At 64.5% G+C, this 17971-nt stretch carries 16 protein-coding genes; 11 read left to right on the forward strand and 5 right to left on the reverse strand.

All coding sequences use genetic code 11. From position 1 onward, the window contains the following. Window positions 1–68 precede the first annotated feature (68 nt). From MTX19_RS09135 to MTX19_RS09150, 4 genes are all read left to right on the forward strand, one after another. Window positions 69–1181: a molybdopterin-binding protein gene (locus tag MTX19_RS09135; RefSeq protein WP_280983327.1), complete on the forward strand. Its 1113-nt coding sequence runs from the start codon at window positions 69–71 to the stop codon at window positions 1179–1181. Window positions 1182–1198: 17 nt separating this feature from the next. Continuing rightward, a complete protein-coding gene (locus MTX19_RS09140) occupies window positions 1199–3148 on the forward strand; it encodes a molybdopterin biosynthesis protein (protein ID WP_280983328.1) in 1950 nt (649 codons plus the stop codon). 606 nt (window positions 3149–3754) lie between these two features. Next, on the forward strand, window positions 3755–4024 hold the full coding sequence (locus MTX19_RS09145; protein ID WP_280983329.1) for a leucine zipper domain-containing protein: 270 nt from the start codon (window positions 3755–3757) through the stop codon (window positions 4022–4024). A 394-nt stretch (window positions 4025–4418) separates the two neighbouring features. Next, window positions 4419–4619 carry a hypothetical protein gene (locus MTX19_RS09150; RefSeq protein ID WP_280983330.1) on the forward strand — a complete coding sequence of 67 codons (201 nt, stop codon included), beginning with the start codon at window positions 4419–4421 and terminating at the stop codon, window positions 4617–4619. Window positions 4620–4957: 338 nt separating this feature from the next. Here MTX19_RS09150 and MTX19_RS09155 read toward each other — a convergent pair whose 3' ends face one another. The 5 genes from MTX19_RS09155 to MTX19_RS09180 all read right to left on the reverse strand — a co-directional run bounded on the left by MTX19_RS09155 (window position 4958) and on the right by MTX19_RS09180 (window position 8542). Continuing rightward, the gene (locus tag MTX19_RS09155; RefSeq protein WP_280983332.1) at window positions 4958–5089 is read right to left on the reverse strand and encodes a hypothetical protein; all 132 of its coding nucleotides are present in this window, start codon (window positions 5087–5089) and stop codon (window positions 4958–4960) included. 430 nt (window positions 5090–5519) lie between these two features. Then, window positions 5520–5741 (reverse strand): hypothetical protein, encoded by a 222-nt coding sequence (locus tag MTX19_RS09160; RefSeq protein ID WP_280983333.1) that lies wholly within the window; start codon window positions 5739–5741, stop codon window positions 5520–5522. Window positions 5742–6173: 432 nt separating this feature from the next. After that, the gene (locus MTX19_RS09170) at window positions 6174–6485 is read right to left on the reverse strand and encodes a hypothetical protein (RefSeq protein ID WP_280976156.1); all 312 of its coding nucleotides are present in this window, start codon (window positions 6483–6485) and stop codon (window positions 6174–6176) included. Window positions 6486–7032: 547 nt separating this feature from the next. Then, window positions 7033–7707: a molybdenum cofactor guanylyltransferase MobA gene (mobA, locus tag MTX19_RS09175; protein ID WP_280983334.1), complete on the reverse strand. Its 675-nt coding sequence runs from the start codon at window positions 7705–7707 to the stop codon at window positions 7033–7035. Continuing rightward, window positions 7652–8542: a formate dehydrogenase accessory sulfurtransferase FdhD gene (locus tag MTX19_RS09180; RefSeq protein WP_280983335.1), complete on the reverse strand. Its 891-nt coding sequence runs from the start codon at window positions 8540–8542 to the stop codon at window positions 7652–7654. The genes mobA and MTX19_RS09180 overlap by 56 nt, the downstream gene beginning before the upstream one ends. Window positions 8543–8764: 222 nt before the next feature. Here MTX19_RS09180 and mobB point away from each other — a divergent pair, with 222 nt between their 5' ends. From mobB to fdhF, 7 genes are all read left to right on the forward strand, one after another. Continuing rightward, a complete protein-coding gene (gene mobB / locus MTX19_RS09185) occupies window positions 8765–9292 on the forward strand; it encodes a molybdopterin-guanine dinucleotide biosynthesis protein B (protein ID WP_280983336.1) in 528 nt (175 codons plus the stop codon). 130 nt (window positions 9293–9422) lie between these two features. After that, entirely contained in the window at window positions 9423–10676 is a 1254-nt protein-coding gene (gene glp, locus MTX19_RS09190) for a gephyrin-like molybdotransferase Glp (RefSeq protein WP_280983337.1), read from the forward strand. A gap of 38 nt (window positions 10677–10714) precedes the next feature. After that, entirely contained in the window at window positions 10715–10984 is a 270-nt protein-coding gene (locus MTX19_RS09195; RefSeq protein ID WP_280983338.1) for a sulfurtransferase TusA family protein, read from the forward strand. 333 nt (window positions 10985–11317) lie between these two features. Continuing rightward, window positions 11318–12964: an OFA family MFS transporter gene (locus MTX19_RS09200; RefSeq protein ID WP_280984739.1), complete on the forward strand. Its 1647-nt coding sequence runs from the start codon at window positions 11318–11320 to the stop codon at window positions 12962–12964. Window positions 12965–13055: 91 nt separating this feature from the next. After that, complete coding sequence (locus tag MTX19_RS09205) at window positions 13056–13334, forward strand: hypothetical protein (RefSeq protein WP_280983339.1); 279 nt, start codon at window positions 13056–13058, stop codon at window positions 13332–13334. A 150-nt stretch (window positions 13335–13484) separates the two neighbouring features. Beyond that, entirely contained in the window at window positions 13485–15191 is a 1707-nt protein-coding gene (locus MTX19_RS09210; protein WP_280983340.1) for an NADH-ubiquinone oxidoreductase-F iron-sulfur binding region domain-containing protein, read from the forward strand. Then, window positions 15188–17953 (forward strand): formate dehydrogenase subunit alpha, encoded by a 2766-nt coding sequence (fdhF, locus tag MTX19_RS09215; RefSeq protein WP_280983341.1) that lies wholly within the window; start codon window positions 15188–15190, stop codon window positions 17951–17953. Before MTX19_RS09210 ends, fdhF begins: the two co-directional genes overlap by 4 nt. Window positions 17954–17971 lie beyond the last annotated feature (18 nt).

A 17971-nucleotide genomic window follows, 5' to 3' on the forward strand; every position in this document is an offset into this window, starting at 1 on the left:
TCTAATGGCGAGGGGGCAGACCGGCCCAAGGCGGTTTCTTTCGGCGTCGATTCAGTCCATAGCGGGCCATGGTCACAGCCCAATGTCTGCCGGCTTCGCTTACCCCGCTCGATGTGGCGCTCACTGCCCTGTTGCGCGACGTCGCGCCGGTGGCGCCGATCGAACTGCCGCTGGCCGACGCCTTGCGCTGCATCGCAGCCGAGATGCCGCCGCTGCGCGCGCATCCGCCGCGCGACGTCACGGTCCATGACGGCTGGGCGATGCGCGCCAACGATCTGGTCGGAGCATCGTCCTATGCGCCCTTGCTGCTGGCCACGCCCCCGGTCTGGGTCGAGGCCGGCCAAGCCATGCCGGATGGCGCCGACTGCGTGGTCGATGCCGACGCGGTCGACATCTCCGGCCCGCTCGCGCAGGTGCTTGCCGAAGCGATCCCGGGGCAGGGAGTTCGGCGCGCCGGCGGCGATATCGCCGAGGGGCGAGCGCTGGTGGAAGCAGGGCAGCCCGTGCTGGCGCGCGACCTCTTGCTCGCGCGGGCGGCCGGACTGGAGAGGTTGTGTGTGCGGCGGCCGCGGCTTCGCATCGTCAATAGTCCCGGCGGCCATGTGACCGCACCGTTCATCGCGGAAGCCGCGCGCATCGCCGGCGCCGATGTCGTCTGCATCGACGCAGCGGGGCGTGATGCGGCAGCGATCGCAAGCGCACTCGATGCGGATGGTTGCGATCTGCTGATCACGATCGGCGGCAGCGGCGTCGGCCGTACCGATGCGACGGTGACCGCGCTTGCCAGTCGTGGCGAGGTGATCGCGCACGGTATCGCCTTGCAGCCCGGGCGCACCATGGCGGTGGGGCGGATCCGTACGACGCCGGTCGTCGCGTTGCCGGGCGCGCCCGATCAGGCCTTCGCGGCGTGGTGGGCGATTGCGGTTCCCGTGCTTGATCGCCTGTCGGGCCGGCATCCGCATGAGATGCTCGCGCTGCCGCTTGCGCGCAAGATTGCGTCCAGCGTCGGCATTGCCGAGGTCGCGCTGCTCGCGCGTCAGCAGGGTACCTGGGCGACGCTCGCGATCGGGGAACTGTCGCTCGACGCGCTCGCGCGCGCTGGGGCCGTGCTGATCGTGCCCGGCGCCGCGGAGGGTTTTGCTGCGGGCACGCTCGTCGATGCCTATATGTTATGGGAGTGAGGGAGTGAGTTCCCGAGATGACCAGCACGCCCACGCTGAAGCCCAGTCCGTCCGTCGATCAGGACCAGTTCCTGACCATCCTCTCGCGTGAGGCCGCACTCGCGCGCTTCGAGGCCGCGCTGTTTCCGCGCGGAGCACCGAGCGAGGCGCGGCCGCTCGCCGATGCGCTTGGCTGCGCGCTGGCGGAGGACGTGGTTGCGCCGATCGACGTGCCGCCGTTCGATCGCTCCAATGTCGACGGTTTTGCCGTGCGCTCCGGCGATCTCGCAGGCGCGGGCGAAGCCGCGCCGGTGCAACTCACCCTGAACGACGAGACGGTCGCCTGCGGCACGGCGCCGACGCGGCCGGTGCTGTCGGGCACCGCGACGGCGATCGCGACCGGCGGCCCGGTGCCACGCGGCGCCGACGCCATCGTGATGGTCGAGCACACCCAGCCCGCCGGCAATCGCGCGATCGAGGTGCGGCGCGCCGCATCGCCCGGACAATTCGTCTCCTATGCCGGCTCCGATATCGCGCGCGGCGAGGCGCTGCTGCGCGCCGGCACGATCGTTGGCTCGCGTGAGATTGGCATGCTCGCGGCCTGCGGCATCGCGGAGGTTCAGGTGGCGCGTCGTCCGCGCGTTGCGATCCTCTCGACCGGCGACGAATTGGTGCAGCCGGGCGAGAGGCTGCGGCCGGCCGCGATCTATGACACCAACGGCGCGATCGTCACGGCGGCGATTGCCGAGAACGGCGGCGGGGCGCATTTCCTTGGCGCGATCGCGGACGACGAGGCCAGGCTGGAGACCGCGATGCGCCAGGCGCTGGCGGAAAGCGACATGCTCGTGCTGTCGGGCGGCACATCCAAGGGCGCGGGCGACGTCTCGCACCGGATCATCGGCCGGCTCGGCAAGCCCGGCATCATCGCACATGGCGTGGCGCTGAAACCGGGCAAGCCGCTCTGCCTCGCGGTCTGTGACGGCAAGCCGGTGATCATCCTGCCGGGCTTCCCGACTTCCGCAATGTTCACCTTCCACGACATGATCGTGCCGGTGCTGCGGCGGATGGCCGGCCTGCCGCCGCGCTCGGATGCCAAGGTGACGGCCAAGGTGCCGGTGCGGATCGCATCCGAACTCGGGCGCACCGAGTTCGTGATGGTGTCGCTGGTCGAAGGCGCCGACGGCCTGATCGCCTATCCCAGCGGCAAGGGCTCGGGCGCAATCACGTCCTTTGCGCAGGCCGATGGTTTCCTGAAGATCGACGCGCTCGCCGACCAGATGCCGGCAGGCAGTGAAGCCGAGGTGACGTTGTTCACGCCGCATGTGCGGGTACCGGATCTCGTCATCGTCGGCAGCCATTGCACCGGGCTCGATCTCGTCACCGCGCCGCTGGCGCGTGCCGGCCTTACTGTGCGGTCGATCGCGGTGGGCAGCCTCGGCGGGCTCGCGGCGGCCAAGCGCGGCGAATGCGATCTTGCGCCAATCCATCTGTTCGACGACAAGACCGAGACCTATAACACGCCGTATCTTGCAGACAGCCTCGAGCTCGTGCCGGGCTGGCGGCGCATGCAGGGCATCGTGTTCCGCAAGGACGATAAGCGCTTTGCGGGCTTGAGCGCGCAGGAGGCGGTGCGCGCCGCGCTCGCCGATCCCGCCTGCATCATGGTCAACCGCAATCAGGGGGCGGGCACGCGTATCCTGATCGACCGGCTGCTCGGCGGCAGCAGGCCGGACGGCTACTGGAATCAGCCGCGCTCGCACAATGCGGTCGCCGCCGCAGTAGCGCAGCATCGCGCCGATTGGGGCATGACCATCGCGCCGGTCGCCCATGCGTCCGGGCTCGGTTTCATTCCGCTGGCCGAAGAGCATTATGATTTCGCGCTTGTGACGGCGCGCAAGCAACGGCCCGCGGTGCAGGCGTTCCTCGACGCATTGGCGTCGGAGAAGAGCCGTGCGGCGTTGGCAAAAGCGGGCTTCAGACCGGCATAGCTGGGCCCGAGTCCACCGCGCGCTGGCCGCGTAGGGCGGGTGGCGCAACAAGTCCGGTGTCGTCCTGGCGAAAAGCCGGGACAACGTTGGGGTTAGGCTCGGATTCGATTGTCAAACAGCGCGGTGTCATCACCCGCGCATGCGGGTGATCCAGTATTCCAGAGACGCGGAGCTTAACCGAGAGGCCGCGGCGTACCGGGTCGCCCGGTCGAGCCGGGCGACGACAGAAGTGGATGGGGACACAGCTTCGCATTCTCGCGACACGATCTGTCCGAGCTTTGCATCTCGTTCCGCCCTCTATTGATCAGAGGGCGCAGGGAAAGCCGGGTGCCGATCGCACCCATGGGTCCCGTGCAAATGGAAAGCACGGGAGGTAGGACCACAGGTGTAAGCGGAGCAATCCCGGCTTTCCCTGCGCGATGGTTTTACGGCTTATACGTGCTCTCCCCGGCGAGACCTGACTTTTTTGTCACCGTCTTCGCAAAAGCGCTTCGCGCTTTGCGAGGAGACACCTGCCACTAGGTGTGAGCTTTCAGGAGGTTGTCCATCTGGTCTGAACCGAGCAAGCTGAGGTTGCGAAGCTTCAGTGTTCCCCGGGGAGACCAGATGAACATCCACAAGAATGCGCCTCTGACGCCGAAAGGTCGAGAGGCGATGGTGCGGAGCGTGATCGAGGGCGGCCTGACGAAGGCCGCAGCCGCGCTGCAATTCAATGTCACGGCGAAGACGGTCGCCAAATGGGTCAAGCGCTTCCGCGCAAGCGCGCCGACGGGATGCACCGCCAGTGCAGCACCAGCGGTGAAGGCCGCGATCGCAATTGCAGCAAGATATTCGATCCTCATGGCGATGGTCCCTCCCATCGGTCCCACGAATTAACCGGACACTTTCAGAATTGGTTCCCGAGCGCGAGTGAGTTCCATGGGCATCGCCGGCAGGGATCGCTGCCCGGCCTTTGCATGATCAATGCTTCGGCACTGCGCTCCATAGGTTCCTCATTCCGTTCGCGATCAGAATTGGGAACGAAGAGCCTTGCCAGGACTTTAGAAGCCATGAGACCGCCGCTCGCTGGTGAACCACCCGGCGCATGTCGCGGATAGCCAAAGGTCGCTACCAAAGACCCGCTGTTGTCAAAACAAGCGCTCGCGCAAGATAGCCAAAAGCGGCGGTCTCCGGTCTTACTCAAAATCGCCAACTGCGCCCCGATCAGTTGCGGGGGGAGCGTACTGTCGGCCTGCCGGTGGCGTTGTTCATACCGACCGGAGGCTGTGTTATGCGCAACCGCATCGACATCAACTACGTCCACAGCCGGGCCATCGTTCGAGAGATCGGCGAGAGGCTGCGAGCGTCGCTGAAACCAGAGTCGGAACTCCCGCCGAGACTAAAAATGCAAATCGGCCGGCTCCGCGAATTGGAAGAGCGGTCACCCTCGATCATTCCAGCGGCTGAGCGCCGGGATAAGCCTCGCCGTTGAGGTAGATCCTCGCATTGGCTGTGCGGTGCCCAGAGCGCGCGCGTTCCTTTCAGAACAACCCGACCAAGATGAAAAAGGCGACCTCAGTCAGGAAAGTGACGCTCATAATCGCGACTATGAGGAAGGCGTTGCCCGCTGAAAGTGGGGTCATGACATGCCTCGCATCTTGCGAAGCCCCGAAGCCTCCAAGCGTTAATTCGCCGAGGGTCGGAATGTTTCGGTTCCCGAACGCGGGAGCGAATGCTGCGATCGGCGCTATCGCGCTCGTTCCACTCGAGAGCGCGGTCCAAATATTGAACAGCGCCTGATCTGGCATCGAGGCGCCAACTGAGACGGCCTTACCATGCAGCTACTAAAAGGGCGACGGATGCGATCAGCGTTGCGGTGCTGAGGGCCATCACGACAAGGGCTTGTTCACTGTGCGCTTGCAGGTTTTTGTCGTCCATTGTCGCCAATGCCGGTTCGCGCATGTCGTTCCTGATTGCGGGAAAGACAGTCGTTCTAGAGTGCGCGTCTTCTAGTTCACCGGCTTGAATTCTGCGATCCGGCGATCGTCCTCCCAAGCTCCACCGGGTAACAGTTGAAGCGCGCGAACTATGTTCACGGCCGGAGAACTACGGAAATAAATCCCGCGCTGAATGAGAAGTCCTTCCGCCTCGTAAACATTGCTGTGGCTAGAACTTTCACCATGTCGTCCCAGTAGAGTTATTGAGGAATTGGAGTAACCCGAGGGAACGACTGCCCAGTCGCGGCCGTTCTTACCGGGCACTGCTATCCGGAATGGGCCTCAACGCAATCAGCCCCGCGTCGGGGCCTTTCTCGTTTTTTGAAGCAACCAAATGCACAGCGTCGTCCAAGCGGATGGCGGCAAGTCCTGCATAGCAAGGAGGCCATCGGCGGCTACCGGATTTCCAGTTCCTTGATCGCCTGAGCCGAAATCTTTGCGGGGTCTTCGATACCGGTTTGCGCGACCTTGATGATCGTCTTCGCGATCATTTCCGTGAGGGGGTCGTCGCGGTCCTTGACGCAGAGCGTATGCAACGCTCGCTCGTAAGCCGCTGTGATGCGGCTAATCGTTTCCGTCTCTATCGTGAAGCCGTGCAACAATCGGTCGATAATCATATAGCCTCACTTTGGTGCTTGCAGTCCGCGCGAGTTCAGCCACTTGGCCAGATCAGAAGCGGTCTCGGCTTGGCGGGCTCTGCGAATAAATAAGGCGCTCGCGCTCAACGCCCGGCGGGGTGCCTCGGGCTTCCTTCCGAAAGCGCCGTGCCTCTTCCTCGAGGCGTTCTTCCAAGGTGGTCGTTTGTTGGATGCGTTGGTGGGACATGCGCTCCTCTCCTTTGCAGGCGGGAGCGCGATCGGTCTCTCAGCCACCAGCGCCTACGGGCAAGAGCCGAAACTGGTGATGGGGAACAACCTACACCTTGGAGGTCGAGTTCCAATCCACAAATCGGGCTTAGGGCGGTGCCTAATTGCCGTGATAACCCTTGGTTGGCTCAAGTGGTTCGGACGCGACATCGATTGCGAAGGACATTGGCCGTCGTGTTGAGCTCAGTGCCGGAGGGTTGCCTCCACGAACTCCTGTACAGAGCGCGGGACTTCATCGTACTCCGCAATGCAGCGCCGGAGCTCGTCGGCAATATCCTTGGTTACATCGCGAGACCATCCTTCGGCAGTGTTGAAGGCCACAATACGCACCGGGTGGCTATACTGGTCGTCCATAAGACGTCGGATCAGAGTCTTCCGATCGGTGCCTTCTTCATCCGCTTCGCACCAGGCGCGGCCAAGTCTGCCGAAATCGTTCAGCACCAAATAGGTATCATGGTCCGCTTGCTGCGGCACGATCGAAGGCGCGCGAGGCATATGTGAAACTTCCCGCTGCGACGAATGCGTGGAACCTTACTCCATTTCAGGCGCTTTCTGTAGGAACCTCCTGGAAATTTCGCGGTAAATCAATCGGATAAGAGGTGTCTCAACCGGTAACGGGTACAGGAGGTGGAACACGACAAAGGTTGCGATCGTCCGGTTGAAGCAAAGCACCCCGTCGCAAGTTATCGTTTATCACCGGCAGGGCCCATCGCAGGCGCCTGTGGCTGAGAGACCAATTGGGCTCCCGCCTGTGTCAGGGAGCAATGCCATGTTAAGACGACTTCGTTTCAGGAACACAACCTTGGAAGAAGTCCTGGCGGGCGACCCGCAGCGCCTTCGGAAGCGGTTCCGCGCGCGCTACCAGACCTCGAAAGAGCACCGATCAGCAAGGCTTGCCAAGTCAGGACGGCCTGTCAGTCAACGGAGTGACTGACCCTATGGGGTTGGGACCTCCGGGATAGCGGCGGCGCGCCAGCTATCGCCCAGAGGTCGCCAAGGAGGTTCGTGCACGGCTGCGGGACCTGATTGCCGAGGCGCGGTCCTACCGCGCACCCGCCTCATCCAGCGCCGCCAGCCGCTCCGCTTCCGCGATGTCGTCCATCGTGTTGGCGTTGAAGAACGGGTCGAGCGGGGTGGTCAGCCAGGTGACGGTCGCAAGCTTGTAACCCGCGGTCCAGCGGTCGATCTTCCTCACGTCGTCGACGACCAGCGCGTGGCGCAGTTCGTCGCGCAAGGCGACCCTCCACAGTCCGATCACCGGATGCGACTGGCCGCCGGAAGCGGCGACCGCGAGCTCCGCGTCCTGCTCGGCGAGCGCCCGGTAAAGCCGCGCCACCAGGTCGCGCGGCAGGAACGGACAGTCGGCGGCGGCGCTCAGCACCAGCGAGACATCAGGCCGGTTCGCCGCGACCCAGTCGAGCGCGGCAAGAATGCCGGCGAGCGGGCCGGGGAAATCCGCAACCGTGTCGGCAATCACGGGCAACCCGAACGCGGCGAAGCGCGCGGGATCGCCGTTGGCGTTGAGGACGAGGCCGCCGCATTGCGGCGCCAGCCGCGCGATCACGCGCTCGAGGATGGTGCGGCCGGCGATCGTGCGCATCGGCTTGTCACCGCCGCCCATTCGCCGCGCCAGGCCGCCAGCGAGGAGAACGCCAGGGATATTAGTCGTCACGCGCTTCGCCCTTGCGTTTGTGCCGCGCCGATTCCTCCTCGACATAGTCGAGGTTCTGGTCGAACACGAGGCGCTCCTGCCCCGACAATGCGATGAAGCGTTTGCCGCGCGTGCGGCCGACCAGCGTCAGCCCGACCTGCCGCGCCAGCTCGACGCCCCAGGCGGTGAAGCCCGACCGCGACACCAGGATCGGAATGCCCATCCGCACCGTCTTGATCACCATCTCCGAGGTCAGCCTTCCTGTGGTGTAGAGGATCTTGTCGCCGGGATCGACCCCGTGGCGGTAGATCCAGCCGGCGATCTTGTCGACGGCGTTGTGACGGCCGACGTCCTCGGTGTAGCAGAGCGGCGTGCCTTCCTTGCACAGCACGCAGCCATGGATCGCGCCGGCTTCGAGATACAGCGAGGGCATGGTGTTGATCGTATGCGTCATCTGGTAGAGCCAGGAGGTGCGCAGCTCGGATTTCGGCAGCACGACGCTTTCGACCGCCTCCAGCAGATCGCCGAATGCGGTGCCCTGCGCGCAGCCCGAGGTCTGCGTGCGCTTCTTCAGCTTCTGCTCGAAATTGGTGTGGTGCTCGGTGCGGACGACCACCACCTGGAGATCGTCGTGATATTCGACCTCGGTGACGACATCGTCGTATTTGAGCATGTTCTGGTTCAGGAGATAGCCGAGCGCCAGGTATTCCGGATAGTCGCCGATCGTCATCATGGTGACGATCTCCTGCGCGTTGAGGTACAGCGTCAGCGGCCGCTCCACCGGCACCTTGATCTCGACCGCAGCTCCGGTCTGGTCGGTACCCTTGACGCGCTCGGTCAGGCGCGGATCGTCCGGATTGGGGACGATCAGGGGAACGGGCACTTTCTCGATCTTCATCATGTCGGTCAGGCTAGCATGACAAGGGCCTACAGCCGATATAAGCATGTGGGAAGCCAAGTAAAATACGGCTCCGTCATTGCGAGCGCAGCGAAGCAATCCATCTATCCGCCCGGTGGAGGCGTGGATTGCTTCGTCGCTCCAGCGCAAAATTGCTTTGCAATTTTGTCGCGAGCTCCTCGCAATGACGGGGCGAGCGGGTTCCATCATGGAGAGCGAAGTCAGATGAAAGTGATAGGCCTCGCGGGATGGAGCGGCGCCGGCAAGACCACCTTGCTGTCGCGGGTGATCCCGTATCTGCTCGGCCGCGGCTTGCGCGTCTCCGTGATCAAGCACGCACATCACGAGTTCGACGTCGACGTCCCCGGCAAGGATTCCTGGGTGCACCGGCAGTCCGGCGCCACCGAGGTGCTGGTGTCCTCGACACGGCGCTGGGCGCTGATGCACGAGCTGCGCGGCGCGAGCGAGCCGCGGCTGCCGGAATTGCTCGCCAAGATGGCGCGGGTCGATCTGGTCGTGGTCGAGGGCTTCAAGCGCGAGCCGATCAACAAGATCGAGGTGCACCGCGCGGCCAACGGCAAGCCGCTGCTGTTTCCCCACGATGCGAGCGTGGTCGGGATCGCAAGCGATGTCGCGGTTGAAACCACGCTGCCGGTGGCTCATCTCGACGACATCGAGGAGGTCGCTGAATTGATGCTGCGGTCGGCGGTTCCCGTCGCCGACGTGCTGGCGATGGCTTCGGCCGGGAGCTGAAAACATGACGATCTTCGGTTGGATCAGTCTGTCCGCGAGTTCGCATCACCTCCCCCGCAGGCGGGAGAGGGGGCGCAGTCTCGCCGCGGTTGCAGGTCGACCTCATCTCATTCCACTCTGACGAGGCGAAATGGCGCAACTGTCCGACGATTGCTTTGCCTTTGGCGGACCGATGATGTCGGTGGACGAGGCGGTGCGCCTGATCGCTGCGCGCGTCACCGCAGTCGCTGACGTCGAGACGGTGACGCTTGCGGCAGCCGACGGTCGCGTGCTTGCCGGCGACATCGCGGCGCCCGTGCCCTTGCCGCCGTTCACGAACTCTGCGGTCGATGGTTATGCGGTGGCGAGCGGCGACCTGCCGCAGGCCGATGCACAAGCCTTTCCATTATCCGGCCGCGTGCAAGCCGGCGCCTCGGCGCGGGCCGCGCTGAAACCGGGCGAGGCGATGCGCATCTTCACGGGGGCGCCGATGCCTGATGGCGCGGACACCGTGTTCATGCAGGAGGATGTCCGCCTCGAGAACGACAAGGTCATCCTGCCGGCCGGGCTGAAGCCCGGCGCCAATGTCCGCCCGGCGGGCGAGGACATTCCGCTCGGACATATGGCATTGCAGGCCGGACAGCGGCTGCGGCCGCAGGATGTGGCGCTGGCGGCAGCGCTCGGCCTGACCGAGCTTGCCGTCGTCAGGCGGCTGCGCGTTGCGGTGTTCTCCACCGGCAATGAGCTGGTCTCGCCCGGCGAACAGCGCGCGGCGCCACAGCTTTTCGACTCCAACCGCTTCATGCTGATGGCGATGCTGCGCCGGCTCGGCTGCGACATCAGCGATCTCGGAATCCTGCGCGATGAACGCGCGGCACTTGCGGCGGCGCTGCGCAACGTCGCCGGCGCGCATGACCTGATCCTCACCACCGGCGGTGTCTCGACCGGCGAGGAGGATCACGTCAAGGCCGGTGTCGAGGCGGTCGGCAAGCTCGTGCTGTGGCGGATGGCGATCAAGCCGGGGCGGCCGGTCGCGATGGGCATCATCGAGGGCACGCCGTTGATCGGGCTGCCGGGAAATCCGGTGGCGAGCTTCGTCACCTTCGTTCACGTGGTGCGCCCGACCGTGCTGGCGCTGATGGGCGCGCGGCAGGAGCCGCTGGTTCCGCTGCCGGTGCGCGCGGCCTTCACCTACAAGAAGAAGCTCGGGCGGCGCGAATATGTCCGCGTCAATCTCCGCGAAACGCATGACGGTGCGCGCGAGGCGATCAAGTTTCCGCGCGAAGGCGCCGGGCTGTTGTCGTCACTGGTCGACACCGACGGGCTCGTCGAACTGGGCGAGCAGGTGACGCGCATCGAGCCGGGCCAGATGGTCGGCTTCCTGTCCTATGCAAACCTGATGTGAGCGTTGACGATGCGCAGTCGCTTCGCCATGTTCGAGCCATGACCACGACAAAGCTCGACCTCACCGGCTTGAAATGTCCGCTGCCCGCATTGAAGACGCGCAAGGCGCTCAAGAGCGTGACACCCGGAGACTTTCTCGAGGTGCATTGCACCGATCCGCTTTCGGTGATCGACATCCCGAACCTCATTCGCGAAACCGGCGACAAGGTCGAGATCACTGAACGAAGCGACGTCCGCATCGTCTTCCTGATCGAGAAGACGAATGGAGCGATAGACAAGTCAAATGCTGCATCGCCGCGTATCAGCTAGACGCGGCTTGATATCTACCTTTTGCCTATCGACACCCATTTCGCCTTCTGCGCGAATTGATAATCTCCACTGGGGTGTGGAGACGGAGTCGTGCCTGGGAAGCGGCGCGAGGGTGGGCATAGGACCGACCTCCCTCCAGATCAGCCGCACGACCGCAGGCATATCCGGCCGCGTCGGGGGTTAAAATTCCAAAATGCGCGTGGTGGTCCCGGCGCATGAGGGGAGTTGTGCGGAACAACGACATCAAGGTTGTGCCGCAACGAGGCGGAAGCGGGATCGATGACGGCAGATGCGCTGCGAAGGGCGGCGGCTGCAGGGGAGGCTACAATGACGATGAGCAGCGCCGGAACTGTATCCGCAGCAGGCGCAGGTATCCTTGATAGGGAGCGGACGATTGCGACCGCCGGCTTCAACCGTTGGCTGGTGCCGCCCGCCGCGCTCTGCATTCATCTCTGCATCGGCATGGCCTACGGCTTCTCGGTGTTCTGGCTGCCGCTGTCGCGTGCGATCGGGCTGAACGCGCCGAAGGCCTGTCCCGACATTTCGCTGCTGGGTGAATTGTTCACGACCACTTGCGACTGGAAGGTCGCGAGCCTCGGGTGGATGTTCACATTGTTCTTCGTGCTGCTCGGCGTTTCCGCTGCGATCTGGGGCGGATGGCTCGAGCGCGCCGGACCGCGCAAGGCGGGCGTGGTCGCAGCACTGTGCTGGGGCGGCGGGCTGATCGTCGCCGCATTCGGCATCTACGTGCATCAGCTCTGGATCATGTGGCTCGGTGCCGGCGTGATCGGCGGCGTCGGTCTCGGCCTCGGCTACATCTCGCCGGTCTCGACGCTGATCAAGTGGTTTCCCGACCGCCGCGGCATGGCGACCGGCATGGCGATCATGGGATTCGGCGGCGGTGCGATGATCGGTGCGCCACTCGCCAACCTGCTGATCAACTACTTCAAGACGCCGACCTCGGTCGGCGTCTGGGAGACGTTCGTCGCGATGGGCGTCATCTATTTCGTATTCATGATGATCGGCGCCTTCGCTTATCGCGTGACCCCGCCGGGCTGGCAGCCGGACGGCTGGACGCCGCCGAGCGAGAAGAAGTCGATGATCTCGGAGCACAATGTGCATCTGGATAATGCGCACAAGACGCCGCAGTTCTGGCTGATCTGGTGGGTGCTCTGCTTGAACGTGTCGGCCGGCATCGGTGTGATCGGCATGGCCTCGCCGATGCTCCAGGAGATCTTCGCGGGCAAGCTGATCGGACATCCTGAGCTGGCTTTCGGTCAGCTCTCGGTCGAGCAGAAGACCGTCATCGCCGGTATTGCCGCGGGTTTTGCCGGCCTGCTGTCGCTGTTCAACATCGGTGGCCGCTTTTTCTGGGCCTCGCTGTCGGACTATATCGGCCGCAAGAACACCTACTACACGTTCTTCGTCCTCGGCATCGCGCTCTACGCGCTGGCGCCGACCTTTGCGGCGATGGGCTCGAAGCTCCTCTTCGTGCTCGGCTTCGGCATCATCCTGTCGATGTATGGCGGTGGCTTCTCCACGGTGCCGGCTTATCTCGCCGACATGTTCGGCACCCAGTTCGTCGGCGCCATCCATGGCCGGCTGCTGACGGCATGGTCGACGGCCGGCATCATCGGTCCGGTGGTGGTGAACTACATCCGCGAATTCCAGCTCGCCGCCGGCGTGCCGCGCGACCAGCTCTACAACACGACGATGTACATCCTGTGCGCCATGCTGATCGCGGGCCTGATCTGCAACTATCTGATCAAGCCGGTCGATCCGAAATGGCACATGAGCGAGGAGGAGGTCGCCAAGTTGCAGGCGGCAAGCGCCAAGAGCGACGCGGCGATCCAGCATGGGTCGTTCGGCATCGGCAAGGGCGGCCTGGACGGCAAGGCGGCGCTGTTCTGGCTGTTCGTCGGCATTCCGCTGGCCTGGGGCGTCTGGAAGACGCTGGAGAGCGCCGTCAAGATCCTCTGATTTCATGTCACGCAGTCCGCGGAACGAGCAGGCTCGTTCCGCGGCTTGCCTCGTCTTTCAATTCAATGGATAGACCAAAAGGGAATTCCCAATGTTTCGCATCGGAACCTGTCTCGCCGCTATGCTGCTCGTATCAGGCACGCTGCATATGGCGTCGGCCCAGACCGCTTCGCCGGCCGCGCCTGCGCCGGCCTCGACCACGGCCAAATCGTCGAACATCAAGCTGACGATGAAGAAGCTGAAGAGCATGAAGGCGCACTGGAGAGCCGACAAACCGAAGCTGAAAGCCTGTCGCAAGGAGGTGAAGGCCAAGGGGCTGACCGGCGACGACCGCTGGTTCTACATCGCGGATTGCATGGAGAAGACGTGAGAACCGGCACTTCGCAAATGCGTTGGGATCAGGGGGCGTGACAGCGGCGGCTGCATGCCCCCTAATGCTGTTTGGAACGCTTCGAATTTAATTGGCATCTGGCATGCCAATGGGCTAGGCTATTGATCTGACAGCGGTAACGAGACGCCTATGACGACGCATGACGTGCACCAGGTTCGCAGCTTCGAGCACCCCGGCGCGGGGCGGAAGCGCGCGAAACCCACCCCGAAGGGTCGCCAGGTCGACCCGGCCGCGGCCCACGAGGTCGAGCAACTGCTCGGCAACCGGCCGCGGCAGCGCGACATGCTGATCGAGTTCCTGCACCTGATCCAGGACCGCTACCACCAAATCTCGGCGGCGCATCTCGCCGCCCTTGCCGACGAGATGAAGCTGTCGTTTGCCGAGGTGTTCGAGACCGCGACCTTCTACGCGCATTTCGACGTGGTGAAGGAAGGAGAGCCCGATATCGCCCCGCTGACCATCCGCGTCTGCGACTCTCTCACCTGCGCGATGCTCGGCTCGGAGCAGCTCCTGCAGGATTTGCAGAGCGCAGCCGGCCCGGGCATCCGCGTCGTGCGCGCGCCCTGCGTCGGCCGCTGCGACACCGCGCCCGCCGCCGAGGTCGGGCACAATTTCATCGATCACGCCACCGTCGACAATGTGCTGGCGACGGCGAAAGCCCAAGACACGCATGCGCATCTGCCCTCCTATATCGACTACGACACTTATGTCGCCGATGGCGGCTACAGGCTGCTCAACCGATTGCGTTCGGGCGAGCTCGCGAAAGAAGGCCTGCTGAAGGCGCTCGACGACGCCAGCCTGCGTGGGCTCGGCGGCGCTGGCTTCCCGACGGGCCGGAAATGGCGCGCGGTGCTTGGCGAGCCCGGCCCGCGGCTGATGGCCGTCAACGGTGACGAGGGGGAGCCCGGCACCTTCAAGGACCGCGTCTATCTCGAAAGCGATCCGCATCGCTTTCTCGAGGGCACGCTGATCGGCGCGCATGTGGTGGAGGCGTCTGAGGTCTACATCTACATCCGTGACGAATATCCGGCCTGCCGCGAAATCCTCGAACGCGAGATCGCGAAGCTGCCCGCCGGCGGCCCGAAGCTGCACATGCGCCGCGGCGCCGGCGCCTATATCTGCGGCGAGGAATCCTCGCTGCTCGAGAGCATCGAGGGCAAGCGCGGGCTGCCGCGGCACAAGCCGCCTTATCCGTTCCAGGTCGGCCTGTTCGGCCTGCCGACGCTGATCAACAATGTCGAGACGCTGTGGTGGGTGCGCGATATCGTCGAGAAGGGCGCCGACTGGTGGAAAAGCCATGGCCGCCACGAGCGGCTCGGCCTGCGCAGCTTCTCGGTCTCGGGGCGGGTGAAGAACCCCGGCATGAAGCTGGCACCGGCCGGCATCACGGTGCGCGAATTGATCGACGAATATTGCGGCGGCATGGCTGACGGCCATACGTTCCACGCCTATCTGCCGGGCGGCGCGTCGGGCGGCATCCTGCCGGCGGCGATGGACGACATTCCGCTCGATTTCGGTACGCTGGAGAAATATGGCTGCTTCATCGGCTCCGCCGCGATCATCATCCTGTCGCAGCAGGACAGCGTGAAGGCGGCGGCATTGAACCTGATGCGCTTCTTCGAGGACGAGAGCTGCGGCCAGTGCACGCCGTGCCGCGTCGGCACCCAGAAGGCGGCGCAGCTGATGGAACGGCCGGTCTGGGACCGGGCGCTGCTCGACGAGCTGAGCCAGGCGATGCGCGATGCATCGATCTGCGGCCTCGGGCAGGCTGCCTCCAATCCGCTGACATCGGTGATTAAATACTTCCCCGACGAGTTCAAGGAAGCTGCCGAATGACCAGGATCACGTTCGAGCTCGACGGCAAGCAGGTCGAGGCCAATCCCGGCGAAACCATCTGGCAAGTCGCAAAACGCCAAGGCAACGAGATTCCGCATCTCTGCTACTCGCCGGCGCCGGACTATCGGCCCGACGGCAATTGCCGCGCCTGCATGGTCGAGATCGAGGGCGAGCGCGTGCTGGCGGCGTCCTGCAAGCGCACGCCGAGCGTCGGCATGAAGGTCAAGACCGCAAGCGATCGCGCCGTTGCCGCGCAGAAGATGGTGATGGAGCTCCTGGTCGCCGACCAGCCGGCGCGCGAGACCTCGCACGATCCGGACTCCAAGTTCTGGCACTGGGCGGAGAAGACCGGCGTCACTGAAAGCCGGTTTCCGGCCGCGGAACGCTGGACGACCGATGCCAGCCACCCGGCGATGCGCGTCAATCTGGACGCCTGCATCCAGTGCGGCTTATGCGTGCGCGCCTGCCGCGAGGTGCAGGTCAACGACGTCATCGGCATGGCTTATCGTAGTCACGGCTCAAAAGTCGTATTCGACTTCGACGACCCGATGGGCGAGTCGACCTGTGTCGCCTGCGGCGAATGCGTGCAGGCCTGCCCGACGGGCGCGCTGATGCCGGCGGTGATGCTCGACGACGGGCAGGAGCGCGTCACCTATCCCGACCGCAAGGTGGATTCGCTGTGCCCGTATTGCGGCGTCGGCTGCCAGGTCACCTACCAGGTCAAGGACGAGAAGGTGATTTACGCCGAAGGCCGCGACGGTCCGGCCAATCACAATCGGCTCTGCGTCAAGGGCCGTTTCGGCTTCGATTACATCCATCACCCCAATCGCCTGACCAAGCCGCTGGTGCGGCTGCCCAACGTCAAGAAGGACCCCAACGACCAGGTCGATCCGGCCAATCCCTATACCCACTTCCGGGAAGCTTCGTGGGAGGAGGCGCTGGACATCGCGGCGCGGGGCTTGAAGACGATCCGCGACGAGAAGGGCGTCAAGGCGCTCGCCGGCTTCGGCTCGGCCAAGGGCTCCAACGAGGAGGCCTATCTGTTCCAGAAGCTGGTGCGCACCGGCTTCGGCTCCAACAATGTCGATCACTGCACGCGGCTTTGCCACGCCTCGTCGGTGGCGGCGCTGACGGAAGGCCTCAACTCCGGCGCGGTGTCGGCGCCGTTCGCCGCGGCGATGGACGCCGAAGTGATCTGGGTGATCGGCGCCAATCCGACCGTGAACCATCCGGTCGCGGCGACCTTCATCAAGAACGCGGCCAAGAACGGCGCCAAGCTCTACGTGATGGATCCGCGCCGGCAGACGCTGTCGCGCCACGCGACGCAGCATTTGCAGTTCAAGCCGGGCAGCGACGTCGCAATGCTGAACGCGATGATCCATACGATCATCACCGAAGGCCTGACGGACGATCAGTACATCGCCGGCTACACCGAGGGCTTTGATGAGCTGAAGGAGAAGATCAAGGATTTCCCGCCGGAGAAGATGGCGCCGATTTGCGGTATCCCGGCGGAGACCCTGCGCGAGGTGGCGCGGACCTACGCGAAAGCGAAGTCGTCGATTATCTTCTGGGGCATGGGCATCAGCCAGCATGTCCACGGCACCGACAATGCGCGCTGCTTGATCGCGCTCGCTCTGATCACCGGCCAGGTCGGCCGTCCCGGCACCGGGCTGCATCCGCTCCGCGGCCAGAACAACGTGCAAGGTGCCTCCGACGCCGGCCTGATCCCGATGTTTTTGCCGGATTACCAGCCGGTCGATCGCACCGATCTGCGCGCGCCGTTCGAACAGCTCTGGCAGCAGCAGCTCGATCCGGTGCGCGGCCTGACCGTGGTCGAGATCATGAACGCGATCCATGCCGGCGAGATCCACGGCATGTATGTCGAGGGCGAAAACCCCGCGATGTCGGATCCCGATCTGCAGCATGCCCGCGAGGCATTGGCCAAGCTCGATCATCTGGTGGTGCAGGATCTCTTCGTCACCGAGACCGCGTTCCATGCCGACGTGATCCTGCCGGCCTCGGCGTTCGCCGAGAAGTCCGGCACCTTCACCAACACCGACCGCCGCGTGCAGCTCGCGCGTGAGGTGATCCGGCCGCCGGGCGACGCGCGCCAGGATCTCTGGATCATCCAGGAGATCGCCAGGCGCATGGGCCTGCCGTGGAACTACGGCGGCCCCGCCGATGTGTTCGCCGAAATGACCGAGGTGATGCCGTCGCTCAAGAACATCACCTGGGAGCGCTTGGTGCGCGAGGGCGCGGTGACTTATCCGGTCGACGATCCGCATCAGCCCGGCAACGAGATCATCTTCACCACGGGCTTCCCGACCGAGAGCGGGCGCGGCAAGATCGTGCCGGCGCATGTCATCCCGCCGGATGAGCTGCCCGACGACGAGTACCCGATGGTGCTGTCGACCGGCCGCGTGCTCGAGCACTGGCACACCGGCTCGATGACGCGCCGCGCCGCCGTGCTCGACCAGATCGAGCCGGAGGCGGTCGCGTTCATGGCGCCGAAGGACATGCGTCGCCTGGAGCTCTGGCCGGGCGATTTCATCCGCCTGCAGACCCGCCGCGGCGCGGTCGAGGTCAAGGTGCGTTCCGACCGCGACGTGCCCGAGAACATGGTGTTCATGCCGTTCTGCTACGCCGAGGCGGCGGCCAACCTGCTGACCAATCCGGCGCTCGATCCGTTCGGCAAGATTCCGGAATTCAAGTTCTGCGCGGTGCGCGCCGAAAAGGCCGAATTCCGCTCGGCGGCGGAGTAGCCACCGTCGCGAGGCGTG

The organism is Bradyrhizobium sp. ISRA464, assembly GCF_029910095.1.
In the GTDB taxonomy this organism is placed as follows: domain Bacteria; phylum Pseudomonadota; class Alphaproteobacteria; order Rhizobiales; family Xanthobacteraceae; genus Bradyrhizobium.

Coding starts and splice junctions, on each gene's coding strand:
- MTX19_RS09135 (WP_280983327.1), top strand. CDS start 69: ATGGTCACAGCCCAATGTCTGCCGGCTTCGCTTACCCCGCTCGATGTG.
- MTX19_RS09140 (WP_280983328.1), top strand. CDS start 1,199: ATGACCAGCACGCCCACGCTGAAGCCCAGTCCGTCCGTCGATCAGGAC.
- MTX19_RS09145 (WP_280983329.1), top strand. CDS start 3,755: ATGAACATCCACAAGAATGCGCCTCTGACGCCGAAAGGTCGAGAGGCG.
- MTX19_RS09150 (WP_280983330.1), top strand. CDS start 4,419: ATGCGCAACCGCATCGACATCAACTACGTCCACAGCCGGGCCATCGTT.
- MTX19_RS09155 (WP_280983332.1), bottom strand. CDS start 5,089: ATGCGCGAACCGGCATTGGCGACAATGGACGACAAAAACCTGCAAGCG.
- MTX19_RS09160 (WP_280983333.1), bottom strand. CDS start 5,741: ATGATTATCGACCGATTGTTGCACGGCTTCACGATAGAGACGGAAACG.
- MTX19_RS09170 (WP_280976156.1), bottom strand. CDS start 6,485: ATGCCTCGCGCGCCTTCGATCGTGCCGCAGCAAGCGGACCATGATACC.
- mobA (WP_280983334.1), bottom strand. CDS start 7,707: ATGTCGAGGAGGAATCGGCGCGGCACAAACGCAAGGGCGAAGCGCGTG.
- MTX19_RS09180 (WP_280983335.1), bottom strand. CDS start 8,542: ATGATGAAGATCGAGAAAGTGCCCGTTCCCCTGATCGTCCCCAATCCG.
- mobB (WP_280983336.1), top strand. CDS start 8,765: ATGAAAGTGATAGGCCTCGCGGGATGGAGCGGCGCCGGCAAGACCACC.
- glp (WP_280983337.1), top strand. CDS start 9,423: ATGGCGCAACTGTCCGACGATTGCTTTGCCTTTGGCGGACCGATGATG.
- MTX19_RS09195 (WP_280983338.1), top strand. CDS start 10,715: ATGACCACGACAAAGCTCGACCTCACCGGCTTGAAATGTCCGCTGCCC.
- MTX19_RS09200 (WP_280984739.1), top strand. CDS start 11,318: ATGAGCAGCGCCGGAACTGTATCCGCAGCAGGCGCAGGTATCCTTGAT.
- MTX19_RS09205 (WP_280983339.1), top strand. CDS start 13,056: ATGTTTCGCATCGGAACCTGTCTCGCCGCTATGCTGCTCGTATCAGGC.
- MTX19_RS09210 (WP_280983340.1), top strand. CDS start 13,485: ATGACGACGCATGACGTGCACCAGGTTCGCAGCTTCGAGCACCCCGGC.
- fdhF (WP_280983341.1), top strand. CDS start 15,188: ATGACCAGGATCACGTTCGAGCTCGACGGCAAGCAGGTCGAGGCCAAT.